The following is a 19,196-nucleotide window of genomic DNA, read 5'->3' on the forward strand; positions in this document are numbered from 1 at the left end:
ACCTATTCTTTCGAATAGATAGCCCTACACATTTGATTTGTCTAAAAACTTTGTTCAGTTTTCAAAGATCTACTTTTAGTTGCTTTTTAAACAACTTTTAAATCATATCAATTACTGCTTCAATTGTCAATATCTTTTTGAATAAAAATACATTTTTCATCTTTCGATGCGACAACTTTATAAGTATATCCCAGGATCAAAACAATGTCAATACCTTTTTCAAGCAATAAATTTAAATAAGCAACGTTATCAATAATAACTACTTTTTCAGTAAACGTCAATATCTTTTTTATGTTTCGACTTTCTAAACAAATTACGCAACTCTCCTCGTCTGGAAACGATTAAAAACTGAATATTTTTCATAAAACTGAAAAAATATTCGTTAATTACATGCATAAAAAAAACTGGGCTTGCTTCCCAGTTTAAATTATAGCAGCTTACTTCTTATTTTTTTTAAATCTTCGTGCAATTCCTCTTCTAATAATTTGAAAAAATGTCATCGAACGAACCATATGATCTGGACTAATATAGTTGCGAATTGCACGTAAAACTTTTTTGGGTTTCTTGGAAGAAAAAGTAAATATTCCATTGCGCTTTGTCTGAATAGCATAACGAGGTATCCATTTCCCTTTAAACATCACAGATGCAATTACTAAATCTACTTCCTCCCACGGAATTTGGATATACTTATTTGAATCCCGATCATCATAAAATTCAAAACCAGCATTTCCAACTAAAATTTTTCCATACTGAGCTATTCCCATATATGAAGTTGCATCAATCGTAAGATCAACTTTTGAATTAATTGATTCTATCATTTTTCCTCCTAGTTTCTAAAGGCAAAAGCAATAATATATACCGTCTCTTTAATTTTTTCCAAACTAATACAATACATATTGTAACATCTAATTATAAAACAAGCACGCCGATTAAAATCACGTGCTTGTAAATAGATATAAGTTAATTATTACATAAGACCAATTACGTGGAATACAATACCTACAACAAAAATCCCTAAAATAATAACAATTGGTGAAACTTTCTTCTTCAATAACCACATACATAAGAAAGTTAATCCTAACCCAGCTAATCCTGGTATTAATTGATCTAAGTTATTTTGCAATGTTGTTGTTTTAATCTTCGTCAATGCTAAACCTGAAGCTTGTTGTTCCAACGCAGATTGAATACCTTTAGCGCCTTTTGGAAGTTTACTCCAAACAATGTATGCACCTGAACTATATGTTGTCTTTGATACAACTGGTGTGAATTTAATCGATACCCAACGTTCAATTAAAGCACCTAAAACAAACATACCCATCATAGAAGCACCACGAGTAACTAATTGCAGCAAGCCACCTGACAAATCTTCTGTGATTTTATTACCTGCACGATATCCAAATTCCTGTGTATACCACATAAATGACCAACGAATAATGTTCCAAGCAACAAAGAAAATAATTGGGCCTAAAATACTTCCACCTAAAGCTAAAGAAGCACCTAAAGCGCCTAGCATTGGACGTACAGTATACCAGAACACAGGATCACCAACACCAGCTAGTGGTCCCATCATGCCGACTTTAACACCTGAAATAGCAACATCATCAACTTGCGCACCATTTGCACGATCCTCTTCCAACGCTAAGGTAACACCAATAATTGGTGAAGCTAAATATGGATGAGTATTAAAAAATTCCAAATGGCGTTGCAAAGCTGCAGAGCGATCTTCTTTTGTTTTATACAACTTCTTGATAGCTGGTATCATCGCATAGCACCAACCACCATTTTGCATACGTTCGTAATTCCATGAACCTTGAATGAAGGTAGAACGCCATGCAACGGCTAAACGATCCTTTTTTGTTAATGAGATCTTTCTTTCCATTATCATTTTCCTCCTTCAATTCTAGTAATCATCTAAAATATCGCCTAACGGATCACCCGTATTGGAGTTGCCCTCATTACCGCCTTTACCTGAGCCACCCTTATCTAATTCTAAGTACATTAAGGCCAATGCAACACCTAAAGCACCAATAGCAATCAATGTCAAATCACTAATAGCAGCAATCACAAAACCAATAATAAAGAATGGCCATACTTCACGAGTAGCCATCATATTAATGACCAAAGCGTAACCTACGGCAACAACCATGCCACCGCCTATTGACATACCATCAGTTAACCAAGATGGCATTGACTCCAAGAAGTTACGAACTAATGATGATGGAATAAATAATAGCGCTGTTGCAGGAATAGCAATTCGTAATCCTTGCATTGCAATACCAATAATTTGCCACATTTCAATTGCACGATAATTTCCCTTTTCAGCCGCTCTATCCATTGCATGAATAATTGGCACAGCAAGCGTACGCGCAATTATAGTTAAGAACAAACCTGCCACAGCAAGTGGAATAGCAATTGCTATCGCAGAAGAAACTCCTTTTGTACCTTGACCACCTAATACTAAAATAATTGTTGAAGCAACAGCTGCTAACGCTGCATCTGGCGCCACAGCAGCACCGATATTTGCCCAACCTAAAGCGATCATCTGTAATGAACCACCTAAAATAATTCCAGCTTGTAAATTACCTGTTACTAATCCAATTAGTGTACATGCTACCAATGGTTGATGGAACTGAAATTCATCTAAGATTCCTTCCATTCCAGCAAAGAAAGCAACAATAACAACTAATATCATTGATATAGCTGACATATGATAATCCTCTCTTCCTTTAAAATCTGATTTTACATTTCTAACTCTTTACGAGCTTTATTAACAATTTCGTCCATATCCGCTTGTGAATCCGTTGGTACTTTTCGTACGTCAAACTTAATTCCTAATTCCTTAAGTTCATCAAACGTTTTAACATCCTCAGCTCCTAATGAAAGCACTTTATTTACAGCGACTTTACCTTTAGAATGTGCCATTGAACCAATGTTTAATTCCTTAATATCAACACCACCGCTTATTGTACGCAATGCATCTTGCGGCGTTTCAAACAAAACTAATGCTTTTGTACCGCCAAAACGTGGGTCTTTTGCAATTTGAATCATTTTGTCAACTGGAATAACATTTGCATGTACTCCAGGAGGAGCTGCCTCAACAATCATACTCTTACGTAATTTATCTTTAGATACATTATCAGAAACAACAATAATTCTTGAAGGTTGCGTTGTCTTTGTCCATGCAGTTGCTACTTGTCCATGTAATAAACGTGTATCTACACGAGCTAAAACATATTTTATTTTACCATCTCCAACAACTGTTCCTTCTGGAATAGCTTGCTTAGGTTGATTGTCAACAACTTGACTGTTACTTTCCTTAGGTTGTAACCCTTCTGGTTTAACTTTAACTCCATCTTTTGCCGTCCCAATAATTTGTTCCGCAATTTCATGAGCAGAGTTCATAGATAGTCTAGATGCATAAGCTTCAATAACCATGGGCAAATTCATACCAGCAACAATTGCCCACTTATCCTTATGTTGTTCATATAAGTTATTAGCTTGATTAAAAGGTGTTCCGCCCCAAAGATCAACTAAAAATAACACTTCATCAGAATTGTCGAATTCTGAAATTGCTTTTTCCATTTTAGCGCGGATATCATCTGGTCCTTCACTCGGCTTTAAGATAACCGGAGTAACATTTTCTTGTTTACCGAAAATCATTTCACCAGATTGGAAAATACCTTCTGCAAAGCCACCATGACTCGCTAGGATAATACCTACCATTGTGTGTGCCTCCTATAATTAATTTTTACTAATTTGTACAAATGAATCAATGAAAATATATTTAACAAGTTAAAACAAATTACGAACTTTTTATACCGTCTTTTTAACAAGACCATTTTCTCGCAAGGCTTTCCACAAATCACGCTTAGAGTCAGTCGAAACTTTTCTTGTTTCTAATTGAATGCCCCTGTTGTGCAACCACGTGAAAGCTTCAACATCCGTTTGATTTACAGCTATTGTATCAGTCACCATTCTGCGACCCATACTAAAACTAAGTGATCCTATATTAATCGAATTTATCCTTATCCCACTTTCAATTAAACGTTGGGCATCTAAGGGACACTCAACTAACACCATCACTTTCAAACCAGCAAAACGTACATCCTGATAAACTCTAAGCATTTTGTTTATCGGAATCACATTTACCTTTGTACCAGGAGGAGTTGCTTGCCTAATCAATACCTTTCGCAACTCGTCTTTCGCAACACCATCAGAAACAACTAAAATGCGATCAACTTTAGCTGCTTTAACCCAATTAGTAGCTACTTGCCCATGTAATAAACGACTATCTATTCTTAGTAAACGTACATCCATTGCCATGAACAAAACCTCCAATTCACAAATGCCATATGCTAAATAACGAACAAAAACCCTGAGTAATAACTCGTCTAACACCATCTCCAATTCTTATAAAAATATATTTACTAAAACACATAATTAACAGTTGCAAATTCATTTTATATTAAAAACCAAAATTAAAATAATAATTTCTTGAATCAAAATTTCCACTTGAAAAATATGCTTTTATTTTCATATACTTCTAAAAATTCACTGTACACTTTATATATAGCAAATATCGTGCCAACTTTTGTGTATCGCTTACTTTTAGCTAATTTAAAGAGTTTACGAAAACTTAAAAAAGGCAGTGATACACTAATCATAGTGTATCACCGCCTTTGTATCAAGCGTTTGCAATTTGTGTATCAAATAATTTAATGATATAAAAGTTCTCAGCTTCTGATAATTTTATATTAAGTGTATTTTCTATTATTTCGTTAGCTTGTTTAATAAGTTTATAATTGCTATTCTTTTCAACCGTCGTACCCTCTTCATCTGATATTGACAAAGTCGAGCCTAATAGTTCACGTTCAATTGCACCACCCAAATGCATTATGACGCTAATTCGCATTGAATTAGTAAAATCAAAATCACTATGTCGATCAATGAAATTGCAATAATCCCATAATATCTTGATAATCTTATGCGGATTCAAAAACGTAAAATATTGATCTAAATACTGCTGTGCGGTTTCTTCAGTTAAAGTATCGGATTTTTCCAAGGCTTCTGCTTCTTTAAGCGCTGGGAAACCAACATTTTCAATCATCTGGATAAATTTCTCGCCTCCACCTTGTAATAAATCTTCAAGCGAAATAAAGGGGACTTTAATATTAGGTTTGGCAATCCCCGTTGCTGCAATAATTTGATACTGAGTATTTAATTTTCGCACTTCTTTTTCCATTCCTACAACAGAAAGCGGAACCACACCAATATCATCAATTAAGTTATCTACTAATATTTGATCCAGAATTCCTTTAATTCTTTCAGCCGTTCCTTTTCCAGTTGAACAAATAGCGATAATAATTTTTTTGCGTTTATCGCCTAAAACTATTTTATCAGGCTCTACCACCTTTTTTTCCGGAATTTGTATTTGGCGAGAATATCCATTAAATTCACGCAATTCTTTATAGATTGTTGTCAAATCACTGTCTATTAAAGAAGTTTTTCTTGCTGCTTCTAAAACCATTGCAGTCGTTACCATATCAAGTGATTTCACCTGTATGCCCGTACTAGCAGTCAGACGATCACTAAACGTACTTAGCGATCCCATATCTACCAATAATAAAACTCCATTTCCATGATCAATTTCTTTCACTTCTTGACAAATCCCCTGAAATGCTATTTGCGGACTCATATCTAAAGACATATCAAAAGCTTTTAAATTATCAACTGAAAGTAATTGTTCTACTACCTTCACCATTGACGAAGCCGTACTTTTCCCATGTGCTGCAACGACAATACCCACTTTTCCACTAGTTGGTGCTGTCTTTAATGAAACTAATAAAATTGCTAGATAATACATCTCTGATTCTGGAACTGGAAAATGATAATGTTCTTCTAACAACGCTTTTATATGCTCAGCAATTTTTTGTTCTAGCTGATACTCTTTTACCATTTCTACAATATCACTAGAAACGGCTCGTAACGGTTGTCCTGACTGCAATCTTTTTATAAAAGAACTAATATGCAAACTCATCGCGTAAATAAAATTACTACCTATAGAATACTCATATTTTGTTTCTAATTCCTGCATAATATTTCTTGTGATATCAATAATTTCTTGATCAACAATCTCATTTAAATTATTTTCTGTCTGAACCTTTTTTGCACCTTGATAAAAAGTTTTAAGGTGTACATTTATATCAGTAAGAATAAAGTTATTAATTGCAGACTGGTCTAATCCTTCACTTTTTAAAACAGCCGCCTTATCTCCAATAATTTCATACAAATTATATGGCAATTCATAGTCTCCTGATTCATCAATTACATGCATATCATTATCTGGTCGAACTATCATTGCAGGTTCTAACATTTTTGTAAGTTCGCCCAGTTCCTTACGATTGTTAGCTAAAAGAGATAATCCTTCTTTAATATTAGGTGGTAACTGCGCAAAGGTTATTAGAATTTCCGTTTTGTTTTGGATACTATTTAAAAATCCTTGGGCACACACTAACTGAATGTTTGACTTTAATTGGCCAACATTACCATATGTAACGCTTCCCAAAAGAGCTTGTACGACATCTTCATTCAACCGGATATTCTTTTTAATCCTATTGGCTTCAATCACTAATAAATGTTTTAATAATTGCAGCCTTTCTCGCATTGTTCTTTGCTTAAAACTAGGCATCTGAATTGTAATTGGTATCCGTCGCACAAAGGTTTGTAGTAATGCACTCTCTGGATCTTCAGTTGTTGCACATACTAACCGCACGTTAGCGTGATGTGTTTTAACCGTTTCGCCTAAACGGTTATATGTTCCATGATCCATAAAATAAAAAATCATTTCTTGTCCTTCTGGTGGCAAGCGATGAACTTCATCTAAAAAAAGCATCCCCCCATCAGCTTCTTGAATCAATCCATCTTTATCCTCTGCTGCACCTGTAAAGGAACCTCGAACATAGCCAAAAAGATGTGACATCAGTAGTTGCGGATTATGTGCATAATCGGCACAATTAAAGGTTGTAAATGGTTTATCAGCTGCTATTATTTGGTTATTACGTGCAAAATAATACATTGCATTAGCAAAATAGGTCTTGCCAGAACCGGTCGGTCCCGTAATTAAAGTATTCAAACCGTGTGGTGGGTACAAAAGAGCTGCTTTCGCTTGATCAACTTGATTTTTCAAGCTGCCTTTCCAGCCAATAATTTTTTCAAAAACATCAGCTTCACTCTGTTTTGATTCTCCTATTTCTGGGGCTAATTCTTTCATACTGCCTTTTTTCACCTGTATCGCCGAATTTTTTTCATCTAATAAATAGCGTACTGGCCGACCACTTGTTTTAACTAATAAATTTTCACGTACTAACTCATTTAACTCCTTACTAACATTTGATCGTACTAGCCCTAATACTTGTACTAATTCCGAAGTTGTAAATCCTTCTGGTTTATTCGAAGTGTTTTCTTGGATATATTCCCATATTTTCTGCTTCCGAGTCATATTTTTCCTCCTTTCTAAAAACTTATTCCTATTATTAGTTAGTGTATCATTGTACTTAGTGTATCGTCAATTTTCTAACTTTATTTCCAAACCAATCTCTAAAAAATAATGCCTTTTATGTTTACTTCATAAAACAAAAAACCGAAGTGAAAACTCACTTCGGAAAATTATTTTATTAATTCACTTTTATAACTCGTCTATTTAGAAATATACGTATCTTTCCAGTTATAAGTTACACCAGCTGTATTTTGGATAACACCCTTAACTGATGAGCGTAGCATATATGCTTGGTTCAATTGGAATAACGGTGCAACACCTTGTTCATTGCTCAAAATCTTAGATGCTTTAACCATATCACTCCAACGTTTTGTTGTATTACCTGCATCTGTTGTCTTAGATGCATTAATCAAGGAATCATATTCAGAATTTGACCATTTACCATCATTATATGAATTATCTGATGTAAATAGATCTAAGAATGAAATAGGATCTGAGAAATCAGCGCCCCATGAAGAAAGAACTACATCAAAATCACCACTTTGAGCACGTGATAAGCGCGTTTTAAACGGAACACTTTGAACTGACACTGTAACGTCTGGTAATGTTTCTTCAATCTGGCTTTGCAAGTATGCTGCAACTGACTTCGTTGTATCTGTATCATCACTTAATAAATTAAAGCTTAACTTAGTTTCGCCTAATTCCTTCAAACCTTCTTTAAGTAGCTTCTGTGCCTTAGCTTTATTGTATGTTACACCAGCTGTTGTTTCTGCTGCTGTAGCAAAATCTTTCCCATTATTAGAAGCTAAGCCCTTAGAAACAATACTTACTGAAGGTAATGTCCCTGAACCTAAAACTTTATTAGCTAGAGTCTTACGGTTAATAGCGTAAGACAACGCTTGCCGTATCTTCTTGTTAGCAAATTCTTTTTTCGTTTGATTAAATTCTAAGTAGCTTGTACGTGCTTGTTTCAAAATATTGTAACCAGTCGTTCCCTTAAGCTGTTTGGATTGTTCTGTACTCAACAATGTATAATCCAACTTCTTAGATTGATATAAGTTATATGATGTTGTTGTTGATTTGTTAACACTAAAGTTAATTGTCGTTAACTTAACATCTTTTTTATCCCAATAAGAATTATTTTTGACTAACTTCCAGCTTAAATTAGAACCGGTCCAGCCTTCCATCTTAAATGGGCCATTGTATACCATATATTTAGAAGCTGTACCATATTTTTTACCATATTTTTCAACAGCTTTTTGACTTTGTGGGAAGAACACTGGGAAGCCCATTAATAACTTGAAGTATGGTAATTTCTTTTCAAGTGTAACTACCAATTTATACTTTCCAACTGCTTTAATACCCAAAGTGTTTACATCTTTCTTACCAGCTACAATTGCATCTGCATTTTTAATACCATCAAATAAGTATGAATATTCAGATGCTGTTTTAGGATTAACCGTCCGCCGCCACGAGTAAACGAAATCTTTAGCAGTTACAGTATCACCATTTGACCATTTATCATTTTTGCGTAAAGTAAAGGTATATTTAAGACCATCCTTAGAAACCTTAGTCTTGGTAGCAATTCCTGGTTCAATCTTGCTATTCTTACCAATACGATAAAGACCTTCCATTGTATTGTTCAACTGATCAAAACTAATTGTATCCGTTGCTGTTGATAAATCCATTGTTGGTAATTCTGAAGAATAACTCCAATTTAAAACTTGTTTATCCGCAAGACTTGAAGACTTGCTGCTACTGCTTGAGCCACATGCCGTTAGGGCCAAAGCCACTGCAACAAGCGATGCCCCTGCGGCAATCACTTTTTTAAGTTTCATAACATATTTCCTCCCTTAGAAATATTAATCCAATAAAAAATTAACTAACAATGAGTAAATTATAGTTTGTTTTATTTCAAAAAGCAATAAAATAATTATACAAATTTTATTTTCTGCTCATTTTAAAAAAATAACACATTAAAAATATAGCTTTTTTTGCATCCATTCTCTTCGATGATTAGCGGTTACATTGCAATAAAGAAAGGTATATAGATGAAATTTGATATAGTTAAAATGAAAGATACACTATAAAAAATCGTCTTATTTTATTCTAATGTTATATACCGTGGCTATGTAATAAGTCTCATAAAATATTAATTATTAATTAGAAAAAAATATTTCTTACCTCTATATGTAGATAAGATGCTTATCAAGTAGCATCATGGTAAAATATACCCTAGAAACACTATATAGAAAGAGTGGTAGCTACTATGAAACGGGAGTCGTCCTATGAATATACCCATGGAAGTCGAAGAACACGTTTACTAGAAATAGTTCGTACCATGCGCAATCACAATGTATTGACTAACCTTATGAATCAACGCAACCCCAAAGAAGTTCGCCTAGCCTTTGAAGAGCTTGGTCCAACTTTTATTAAAGCAGGTCAACTACTATCAACACGTCCTGATTTAATTTCGCCAATTTTTATCGCTGAATTCCGCCAACTACAAGACAATGTTCAAATTGACGACTTCAGTACTGTCTCACAAACGTTTGAACAGCAAACCGGTAAAAAAATTACTTCTGTTTTTGAATCGTTTGAAAAAGAACCATTTGCTTCGGCATCTATTGGCCAAACACACCATGCCGTTTTATTAGATGGCACTAAAGTCGTTGTCAAAGTTCAACACCCCGATATTGCAACTACAATCGCTACTGATTTGGCTTTATTTAGGCTTGCATTACGTGTTTTCAAATTTGTCCCTGAAATTGGAGCAATTAATCCGCGAGAAATATTTAATGAAATTCGGATTTCTTTGTTAAATGAGTTAAATACAGAAATTGAAATAAAAAATGGTTTAGAATTCTACCAACTAAATAATGGTGACGGTATTATCGAGGTTCCATGCGTTTACAAGAAATTATCAACACAAAAAATTCTTGTCAATAGTGCAATGCAAGGACAAAGTATTAAGAAACTGGTCACACAGCCTCTAAGTGATAATCCTGATGAAGCTCAAAAGCAAAAAGACGAGCGTAAATATATTGCAAAATCATTAGTTGAAAACTTTATTAAACAAGTTTTCGTCGATAACTTTTTCCATGCTGATCCTCATCCTGGAAATATTTTATTCTATCGTCTAGATAAAAGTAGTTCCCAACATAAAACGAGCGTATCACGTGAGCACTTTACATATGAACTTCACGGTAACAAATTTGTCTGGTCCCAACGTGAAGCATTGCCTAACTTCCGTCTTGTATATTTAGACTTTGGCATGATGGGGCATTTAACACCTTCTTTAGTTGATGGAATTGCTAAAATTGTATGGGCTTTAAATACTAAAGACATTCGTGAAATTGGACAAGCTATTGTCTCTGTTTGCAACCAACTCGGTCCCGTTGATACAGAAGACTTTTATTCCGAATTAAACTTGTTTTTAACACCATTCATGAACATGGGGTTAGATCAAATTGATTTTCCTTCAATGCTTTACAGTATTATTGGCTTATGTCGCAAAAATAATCTTCAGATGAAATCAGAAGTTACTTTGTTGGTTAAAGCATTCGGATTACTAGAAGGTTTAGTCGCTCAATTGGATCCCAACTTATCCTTAATGGATGTTGCTCGTTCCTTTGGGAAAGCCTATTTACAACGTAAACTCAATTTTAAAACTATTCTAGAAGACACAAGCCTTGATACTATTCAATCTCTACGCACTCTACCCAAACTTCCGCTTAAATTCAGTCGTATGCTAGACGTCATTGCATCAGGACAAGCGAGATTTTCTATTCGCTACAAAGGGCAAGATAAGTTACTTGAACGCATTGACCACATTGTTAATAGAATTATTGTGGCAATCGTGCTATCAGCCATTATCCTGAGTTCCTCTTTATTAGTTGAAGGTAGCGCTAGACATCCTGCTATTTATAATGTTGGTGTTACTGGATACTTTATTGCCATCTTTCTAATTGTTTTATTAATCATAGATGATTTACACAAACGTTGGCGTAAATGGAAAGGAAAAGACAAATAAGCTAGTCTAAATTACATGCTCAAGAGTAACTGACTGTCTTTTAACACCCAATAGCTAAAACTAAAAAGAGTCTAGGGCAAAAACCCTAGACTCTTACACCGTATAATTAGAATCTTAAGTATAACAGTAATATAAAAATCTGTCAAACAAAAAATTAACCATTATTAGTTCGTTTCTTTGGCATTTTTTGCCAACTTGTACTACTATATAGTTGTACAAAAAGAAGAAAGGATGTCTTTATATTATGGCTAATGAACTAAACAATCGTTTTAATAATTTGATGCGAGGTAGCGATGAATTCTTCAGTAATCTAGGGCGCTCCTTTTTTAACGGCTTAGATGACTTCAAGCAAATGAAAACTGATGTCACCGAAAAAGATACATCTTATGTTGTTGCAGTTGATCTACCTGGAGTTGATAAGAAAGATATTGCTATCGATTTTAAAGATAATGAACTAATTATCTCAGCTAAACGAGACTCATTTAGCGATGAAAGTGATTCCGAAGGTAATATTCTTTCAAGTGAACGTAATTATGGTGAATTTTCTCGGCAGTATTCATTTCCTAACGTTGATGAAACTAAAATTAATGCTAAATATGAAAATGGTGTCTTGATTGTTACACTACCTAAAACAGCAGACGAAATTTCTAATAAGCACCATATTGAAATTGATTAAACCTTGATTTATCGCAATTTAAACTTAACTCATTACCAATCAGGATTATGTAGCTAGTTATTACAGTTACATGGTCCTGATTTTTTCTATATGTATTCATTTTTACAGACATTTGCTTTACAAACTTAAAAACCTCTTTAATTCCCCACATATTCAAGTTTCACATGAAACACAAGTTATTTCGATTGCTTTTTTAATCCTCTTATTGATATAATGCAATTAAAATTTAATCTTAAATTAATTTTAATTGGAGCTATTTATATGAAAAAAGATAAATCGATAATTCAGCTAGATTATTGGACATCCCGCTCATGGGCTGCCTTTGTTTTCGGATGCCTGTTAATCATGCAAACGGCCACAATTACACTTCATTCATTGTTTTCTATCAACACGAAGAATGAACAACAAATTTTACCATTAGATTTTATCCTTCTTATTACTATCCGAATTTCATGGTTTCTGATTTCTATTGTTATCTTACTTACTTTAGCGTACTTATTTATGCATCTACTTGATGTCCCACTAAAATTTAGTTCTATCTTTCGCCTCTACTTTATTTCACGCACCCCTGCTTTATTATTTACACTCTTAGACTTAGGCTACTTATTAATTACTCATTCTTCTTTACCCAAAGAACTTAGTATTTTTTTCGATGTACTTAACGTCTTATTGACTGCACTTATATTATATTTTGTTAATAAAAGCGAAAATGATCTTCTCCCTGGAGAAAACATTTTTTTAACTAGCACCATAGCACTCCTACAATTGTTAATCCTAATTCCAGGTTTTCTAAAATTTTGATTATCGTTCGTACCTAAAATGGAATAAAGTCTTTTTAAATCAACCGTTAGAAATTAATTTTTTTATTCGAGAAAACGCTTGCAAAAGATAGAATAATATGTTATAAAATAGGTGTAAGGAGTCCAAGGATTCCCGCAATTAAATGTTAGTATCATTCAGCTTTCTCCGTTGTCTAACGAACCCGCTTTTAGAAGTCAATAGTACTAACCAACAGTAAATCTTAAAATACCAAATAGATAATATTTTAAATTCAACTTATCTGCTGTTACTAATAATAAACCATCAGAAAACAGCATACCCAATTTATTTAAGATAAGTTAATACTGTATAAAGAAGGTGTCGGAGCCAACATAGAAATGCATTTTCTCAGAATTGTATCACAGTTTGTTTGTGCAACATTCAGAAGTGAATGACTAAACTTAATTGCAAAGAACCTAGGATAGTAAATTTAAAGGATGTGGGAAAAATCGTTACTCCTTATTATAATTCAATAATCTTGTGCTCATAAATATTTTGTGGAGTCCACATAAGAACCTCCAAAATGATATGTATGAATGAATGCGAGCACAAGGTTATTTTTTTGTTCAAAAAAAGCAACTGCCTATGCGCTCTGACAGTTACCTTATACAATACAAATAAGAAGATATTTTTATATACAGCTTATTTTATTCTTTCATACTCAGTTACTAAAGCACCTTTATTACCTTGATGTCCAAAGTTTTTTAACTCATTATCTTGAGTGTTACTCCAATCCAAAAAATCAGCTTCATCTTCCCATATATTTATCATTACGTGCTCAAAGTTTTTATTTTCCGAACGTAGTACAACCACTTCATTCAGTCCAAAAGGTCGGCGATCCTTTTTTTCCCATTTATCCATAATTGCTGTAAAAACCTTCTGTTCATCGTTATCTAAAGTTAGATAACGGAATTCAAAAAAACCATCCCAGTTTTCTTCAAATTCTATTTTTCGAACTAATGTATAGCTTAGTCCAGCTGTAAAAATGTTTTCCTGTCCTGAATAGTCAAATAGCATATACCGATTGCGATCTGTTACTGAACGAAATAAAACTAAATTTCTCTTGGGATACTTTTCTTGGAGTCCCTCTAAAACATCTTTTGGTCCAAATGTAAAATTAATTTCACGCACTGTCATAACAATCCCTCCATCTTCGGCATTTGTTTCTATGATAATTATATCACATTGTTTTTCCAAGCATACTCTTGAATAAAAATAAATTAATTTATCTGTCTTTACTTTACACTACTAAAAATTATGCTTAATTAATACCCTAAAAATACAAAAAAAGAGTGGCTAAACCCACTCTATAAAAATCCTTAGTGTTACTCCATTTTTATTTCTAACGTTTTTTATTTTTACATAATTCTTTAGCTTCAAGAGGCAACAATATTGACTTATGCTGTTGCAACTCAGCTTCTGGAAGGTTCAATACTTCTGTAACTAATACAGGAACAACTTTATTTCGATTATCCAAAACTTGTACTCGAGCATTAACTGCTAATTTTTCCGGATAATTTGTCGGTACTGTAAAAACATAAGCTTTTTTCAAAAAGCCTTTAAATTGATGGCTGACTACTTTTCCATTGGCATCTTTAACTTTTTTAAATTTAAAAAACTTTACCTTAACTGCATTGGCCATAAACGTTGCACCTCTTTTAATTTTTGCAAGACCCACGTTTATTATACCACATTCTTATTCAGATGCTCCCGTAACACTATCAATTCCTTCATCTAGCCTTGGCTCTTCAGAAGTATTTACTTTGGTTTCTATGTTTTCTTCTACCTTTGCTTCTTCATGTTTTGAAGCACTTGCGATTACATCTTGTGCATTTTCATCTTTAACTAGCTTCTGTCCTGTTTGTTCCAAATATGCCTTAACAATTGGCCACATATCCAAAACCCACTCATTTACACCACGGTAATTTCCTTCTTCATCATGCATCGCTTTATAATAATGCATCAAATATCTCTCATTAATTTGATTACCTGGAACTGGCATTTTTACTAAATCTGTTTCACCTGTTCTTAAGGCATGGATCGTTTTTTTCACACCGTCCCTAGCACGGTCTGGATGGACTTTTGAAATAGGACTTCCTGTTTGTTCAGGTTCACGTGGTGCTAACATCTCTTTACCCGGTTTTGTATGATTGTAGTAAATAAATTGGTTATTATCATCGGCATATGTCAATTCCATTGGCATCGAATTCAAAAACCAATTTAATTGATCTACTGTTAGTAGACCGCTATTTAATTTTACATATTCCTTTTTCTGTGCAGCTTTTGTTTTTTGTGCAGCTAATTCTACCCAATCATCCGCATCTGGATCAACTCCTCTAACGGTTGTGTCTACTGCACCTGCAGCTGTTAAATCTTCATCTTCCCACGATGTTTCTTCTTTTTCTTTAGTATTTAATGCTTTTAACACTTCTACCCACTTAGCAAATTTTTCTAATACACTGCCCAAAAAACCTGCCGTTCTTTCATCCTTCAATTCCCCATTATCATCAAATGCTTCTTTGACATTTCCTAACAGGAACTCATTTCCTGGCATAACAAGAGCATTAACCCCTGGCGAATCTAAGATTTGACGTAAACTTAATTGTGCTCGCGAAGAGCCTTGACTAAAGTACGATGCACCTACTATCAATACAGGTTTGTTTTCAAATGGATGTACATTAAATGATAACCATTCAAGAACACTCTTCATGGCTGCAGTCGTTGTATGGTTATGTTCTGGTGTTACCAAAATAACTCCATCTGCAGCTAAAATTTTATTGTTTAAGTTTTGAATAACCTCACTATTTGTTTGATCCTTACTTGCATTGAACATTGGAACATCTTTGATATCTAACATTTCGATTTCAGCAATCTCCGTATAATGTTTAACAATATATTCAAGTAATTTACGGTTATAAGATTTTTCTGCAATTGTACCAACAATTCCGACAAATTTCATCACTAATTACTTCCCTTCTTCGTCATCTTCCCATGTATAGTTTTCTGCCAGTTCTTTATTAGCCTTGATTGTATTATTCAAATTCTTTGAAATTTCAACAAACGTTTCAAAGTCCTTAAATAATTCATTTAACCGAGTTATTTTTTCATCATTATTTAGATTCCCATTTTCGTCAAATATCCCTAAAGAATGATCTACTAAAAATTCCGAACTTGGCATAATGCGTGCTTGTAATTCTGGCGAATCTAAGATTTGGCGTACATGCGCCTGTGCCCGTGAAGCTCCTAAAGTTCCATACGAAGCTCCCACAACCATTACAGGCTTTCCAACAAAAGGATGGCTGCCATATGATAACCATTCTAAAGCATTCATTAACACTGCTGGTGCCGAGTGATCATACTCTGGTGTTGAAATAATCACTCCGTCTGACTCCGCAATCTTTTTACTTATAACACTAACTCGTTCAGGCAAAACTCTCCCTGGAACTTTATAAAAAACAGGTAATTCCGCAATACTTATTATTTCAATTTCAGCTTCATTTGCAAAATGTCTTTGAATATATTCAACTAACTTTTTATTTGTTGAACTTGGAGAGTTTGTTCCTGCGATTCCAATATATTTATTCATAGTGTCAAAATCCTCTCTACCATATTAGTTTCATTATGTTATCGCTTTAATCTTAACATTTATACCTTATTAAATAAACAATCAAATTGCTATAACAAACTATTATCAGCTTGATTTCAATCTTTTTTTCATTCATAAAATTTACCATCGCATTGATAGATTCTGTTTATAAATAAAACCAATTTCAGTCTATATAGTCAAGTCCACTATATAAACTAAAATTGGTTAGCTAGTCTATTGCATTTTTGCTTTTACTTTTCATGAAACTCGCCTTCGATTACCGAATCATCATCTTCAGAATCATCACGCTTAGATGTGTGGCTGGGTTTTTCTGGGATTACTGCTGCCGCAATAAAATATATTATCACTCCGAGAAGTATTTGACCTGGGAAAATAATTAGGATCGCCCCTATTAAACGAACCCAACTTTTATCCCACTCAAAATACTCTGCTATTCCGCCTAATACACCTGAAATAACTTTTTCATTTGATTTATATAATGTTCTTTTTGCCATATTAATTACCCCTTTTCTTTATCTAATATGAATATCTCCATCTTCTGTTGTTGCAGTAAAAATATTATCCTGTTCACTATTTAACTTCAAAAGACGACCTGTACTACTTTTTTTGGTGTAAAGTCGATTATCTCCATCTGTCGACCTTGTTTTATACCCTGCAGCTTGCATCCCCGAAACCGTAATATCCCCATCTTCTGTTGTTGCTTGATATCCGTTGGTGATTTTTACTTTCTTAAAAGTCATATCACCGTCTGCGCTACGGCTCGAACTACTATTAAGCTCTGCTTTACTAATATCTATGTCGCCATCTTGATTTTTTAACTTAACATCGGTCAAAGTTGCATCACTAATCGTCGCATCACCATCACCCGATGCTATCGTACCTGCAACAATAGATGTATGCTTCACTGATATATCACCGTCTTCAGTCTTAATTTTTTGATTTACTGCAATCTTTGCATTGCTAATATTAATATCTGCATCTTCAGATTGCAATAATAATGATTCAATTTTTGTTTCCTGTAACTTTATACTATCTCCTTGCGCAACTATCTGTACATTTGTTAATGTTTTATTTCGCGGTACAGTAATTATCAGTTCATTGTTTTTCTGATTTCTACCAAAGTCAAACCCAACACTTACAGAGACAGCTGACGTTTCCGTTTTAGTACTTGTTATTTTCAAAACACCCTTAGTTACATTAACTTTAGGCTGAATTTCTTTTTTTCCAATATATTTTACTGCATATTCTTTTCCAGCAATCACCTTAACATTTATATCTTTTACATTAATCTGTATATTACTAAAATTACTAACTTGTTTGTTTTTTGTAATAACTTTCTTATTATTAACTATTTTAGGTAACATTCCGTCAAACCAAACTGTGCGCATCCCACCTTTTGAAATAGCAAAAACAAGCAATATACTGCCGATTCCTAATAGGATTAAGCCATATTTTATCAGCTTTTTCATCATGCTTGCACCTTCCTTTTGCGTGAAAACTTACCATATAAAAAGCGCGCAAGATTGGCTATTGCTTGCACAAACCAGCTTAAAATCAAAAATGACACTGCAAATAAAATAAATAAGCCACCTAGACACATAAACGCTACTGCAATATAGAATGCAGCTACAATAAGATTAGTAAATATTAAGCCAATTCCTATATATGCAGAACTTAAAAACAAAACAATCAAAGCAATAAAAAACGCAATTAGCACAGCTGCTGCCGAAAAAGTAATAGCAAACATTATCAATAAAATCATCCCTGCTATCCCCAACGTTAATGGAGACGTGATTAAAACTAAAATGATTAACCAAATCATCTTAATGTTCAAATGTGTTTTAGTTGCTACGTTTTTACCTAAACTTTCTTCAGTCTCTTTAATAGAAAAATCAGCTAAAATCTTGCGTCCTAATTGATGTGCAGTACCTAGACTTTTTTCAATTTCTTCGTGAGTTGTTAAATTAGCATCATCAATATATTCAGAGTAAAAGTTTAATACATCCGCTCGTTCACTATCTGTAAGTGCAGTAAGGTAGCCTTCTAACTCTACTAAATACTGTGATTTATCCACGTACATTCTCCCCCTTTTTACCGTAAAACAATTCATCTAACCCCGTTTTATAATCAGACCACATCTTGCGTACACGAGCTAATCGTTCTTCCCCATCTTCTGTTATCTGATAATAACGTCTATTTCTCCCTTGATAAGGTTTATCATATGTTGTCAAAAAGCCATTAGTTTTCAAGCGCCTTAATACAGGGTACATTGTCGACTCTGAGATAGAAATCACTTGCTGAATATCTTGTGTCAATGAATATCCATAATAATCTTTACGCTCTAATAGAGCTAAAACCAATCCGTCTAACAAATCGGCTGTTATTTGTATTTTCACAGCATCTGCTCCTTTTTTATTTTAAACAATATTATATAACATATAGTATCATTGTGCAAATAGCTTAGGAGTCCCTATCTCTTTTTAGCTCTATGTATTTGGGGCTAAAAACAGCTAATTACGCTTAGCCTCGTAATCCCAGCACCAGATTATCCAGTTAATGCTCTCTA

At 33.8% G+C, this 19,196-nt stretch carries 18 protein-coding genes; 3 read left to right on the forward strand and 15 right to left on the reverse strand.

Annotated elements, in window-relative coordinates:
• Nucleotides 1-437: 437 nt before the first annotated feature.
• From LB941_RS08555 to LB941_RS08585, 7 genes are all read right to left on the reverse strand, one after another.
• On the reverse strand, nucleotides 438-818 hold the full coding sequence (locus LB941_RS08555; protein WP_253361188.1) for a DUF956 family protein: 381 nt from the start codon (nucleotides 816-818) through the stop codon (nucleotides 438-440).
• 149 nt (nucleotides 819-967) lie between these two features.
• On the reverse strand, nucleotides 968-1,879 hold the full coding sequence (locus tag LB941_RS08560) for a PTS system mannose/fructose/sorbose family transporter subunit IID (RefSeq protein ID WP_253361190.1): 912 nt from the start codon (nucleotides 1,877-1,879) through the stop codon (nucleotides 968-970).
• Nucleotides 1,880-1,900: 21 nt separating this feature from the next.
• Entirely contained in the window at nucleotides 1,901-2,707 is an 807-nt protein-coding gene (locus LB941_RS08565) for a PTS mannose/fructose/sorbose transporter subunit IIC (protein ID WP_253361192.1), read from the reverse strand.
• Nucleotides 2,708-2,739: 32 nt separating this feature from the next.
• Complete coding sequence (locus LB941_RS08570) at nucleotides 2,740-3,723, reverse strand: PTS sugar transporter subunit IIB (RefSeq protein WP_253361194.1); 984 nt, start codon at nucleotides 3,721-3,723, stop codon at nucleotides 2,740-2,742.
• A 90-nt stretch (nucleotides 3,724-3,813) separates the two neighbouring features.
• Nucleotides 3,814-4,317, reverse strand: a complete 504-nt coding sequence (locus LB941_RS08575) for a PTS sugar transporter subunit IIB (protein WP_253361296.1) — start codon at nucleotides 4,315-4,317, stop codon at nucleotides 3,814-3,816.
• A gap of 367 nt (nucleotides 4,318-4,684) precedes the next feature.
• Nucleotides 4,685-7,498, reverse strand: coding sequence for a sigma-54-dependent transcriptional regulator (locus LB941_RS08580; protein WP_253361196.1), 2,814 nt, complete (start codon nucleotides 7,496-7,498; stop codon nucleotides 4,685-4,687).
• 197 nt (nucleotides 7,499-7,695) lie between these two features.
• Nucleotides 7,696-9,333 (reverse strand): peptide ABC transporter substrate-binding protein, encoded by a 1,638-nt coding sequence (locus LB941_RS08585; RefSeq protein WP_253361198.1) that lies wholly within the window; start codon nucleotides 9,331-9,333, stop codon nucleotides 7,696-7,698.
• A 431-nt stretch (nucleotides 9,334-9,764) separates the two neighbouring features.
• Between LB941_RS08585 and LB941_RS08590 the strand changes: the two genes are divergently transcribed.
• From LB941_RS08590 to LB941_RS08600, 3 genes are all read left to right on the forward strand, one after another.
• Nucleotides 9,765-11,528, forward strand: a complete 1,764-nt coding sequence (locus LB941_RS08590) for an ABC1 kinase family protein (RefSeq protein ID WP_253361200.1) — start codon at nucleotides 9,765-9,767, stop codon at nucleotides 11,526-11,528.
• 244 nt (nucleotides 11,529-11,772) lie between these two features.
• Nucleotides 11,773-12,204, forward strand: coding sequence for an Hsp20/alpha crystallin family protein (locus LB941_RS08595; protein ID WP_253361202.1), 432 nt, complete (start codon nucleotides 11,773-11,775; stop codon nucleotides 12,202-12,204).
• Nucleotides 12,205-12,465: 261 nt separating this feature from the next.
• A complete protein-coding gene (locus tag LB941_RS08600; RefSeq protein ID WP_253361204.1) occupies nucleotides 12,466-13,005 on the forward strand; it encodes a hypothetical protein in 540 nt (179 codons plus the stop codon).
• A 660-nt stretch (nucleotides 13,006-13,665) separates the two neighbouring features.
• Here LB941_RS08600 and LB941_RS08605 read toward each other — a convergent pair.
• The 8 genes from LB941_RS08605 to LB941_RS08640 all read right to left on the reverse strand — a co-directional run bounded on the left by LB941_RS08605 (nucleotide 13,666) and on the right by LB941_RS08640 (nucleotide 19,026).
• Nucleotides 13,666-14,160, reverse strand: coding sequence for a hypothetical protein (locus LB941_RS08605; RefSeq protein WP_253361206.1), 495 nt, complete (start codon nucleotides 14,158-14,160; stop codon nucleotides 13,666-13,668).
• 205 nt (nucleotides 14,161-14,365) lie between these two features.
• Entirely contained in the window at nucleotides 14,366-14,665 is a 300-nt protein-coding gene (locus LB941_RS08610) for a hypothetical protein (RefSeq protein WP_253361208.1), read from the reverse strand.
• Nucleotides 14,666-14,719: 54 nt separating this feature from the next.
• Complete coding sequence (locus tag LB941_RS08615) at nucleotides 14,720-15,982, reverse strand: NAD(P)H-dependent oxidoreductase (protein ID WP_253361210.1); 1,263 nt, start codon at nucleotides 15,980-15,982, stop codon at nucleotides 14,720-14,722.
• Nucleotides 15,983-15,988: 6 nt separating this feature from the next.
• The gene (locus tag LB941_RS08620; RefSeq protein ID WP_253361212.1) at nucleotides 15,989-16,609 is read right to left on the reverse strand and encodes an NADPH-dependent FMN reductase; all 621 of its coding nucleotides are present in this window, start codon (nucleotides 16,607-16,609) and stop codon (nucleotides 15,989-15,991) included.
• 251 nt (nucleotides 16,610-16,860) lie between these two features.
• Nucleotides 16,861-17,124, reverse strand: a complete 264-nt coding sequence (locus LB941_RS08625; RefSeq protein WP_253361214.1) for a PspC domain-containing protein — start codon at nucleotides 17,122-17,124, stop codon at nucleotides 16,861-16,863.
• 18 nt (nucleotides 17,125-17,142) lie between these two features.
• The gene (locus LB941_RS08630) at nucleotides 17,143-18,102 is read right to left on the reverse strand and encodes a DUF4097 family beta strand repeat-containing protein (protein WP_253361216.1); all 960 of its coding nucleotides are present in this window, start codon (nucleotides 18,100-18,102) and stop codon (nucleotides 17,143-17,145) included.
• Nucleotides 18,099-18,704: a DUF1700 domain-containing protein gene (locus LB941_RS08635; RefSeq protein ID WP_253361218.1), complete on the reverse strand. Its 606-nt coding sequence runs from the start codon at nucleotides 18,702-18,704 to the stop codon at nucleotides 18,099-18,101. Before LB941_RS08635 ends, LB941_RS08630 begins: the two co-directional genes overlap by 4 nt.
• Nucleotides 18,697-19,026: a PadR family transcriptional regulator gene (locus LB941_RS08640; RefSeq protein WP_253361220.1), complete on the reverse strand. Its 330-nt coding sequence runs from the start codon at nucleotides 19,024-19,026 to the stop codon at nucleotides 18,697-18,699. Before LB941_RS08640 ends, LB941_RS08635 begins: the two co-directional genes overlap by 8 nt.
• Nucleotides 19,027-19,196: the final 170 nt, after the last annotated feature.

Origin of the sequence: Ligilactobacillus ubinensis (assembly GCF_024160875.1) — a bacterium.
Classification (GTDB): Bacteria; Bacillota; Bacilli; order Lactobacillales; family Lactobacillaceae; genus Ligilactobacillus; species Ligilactobacillus ubinensis.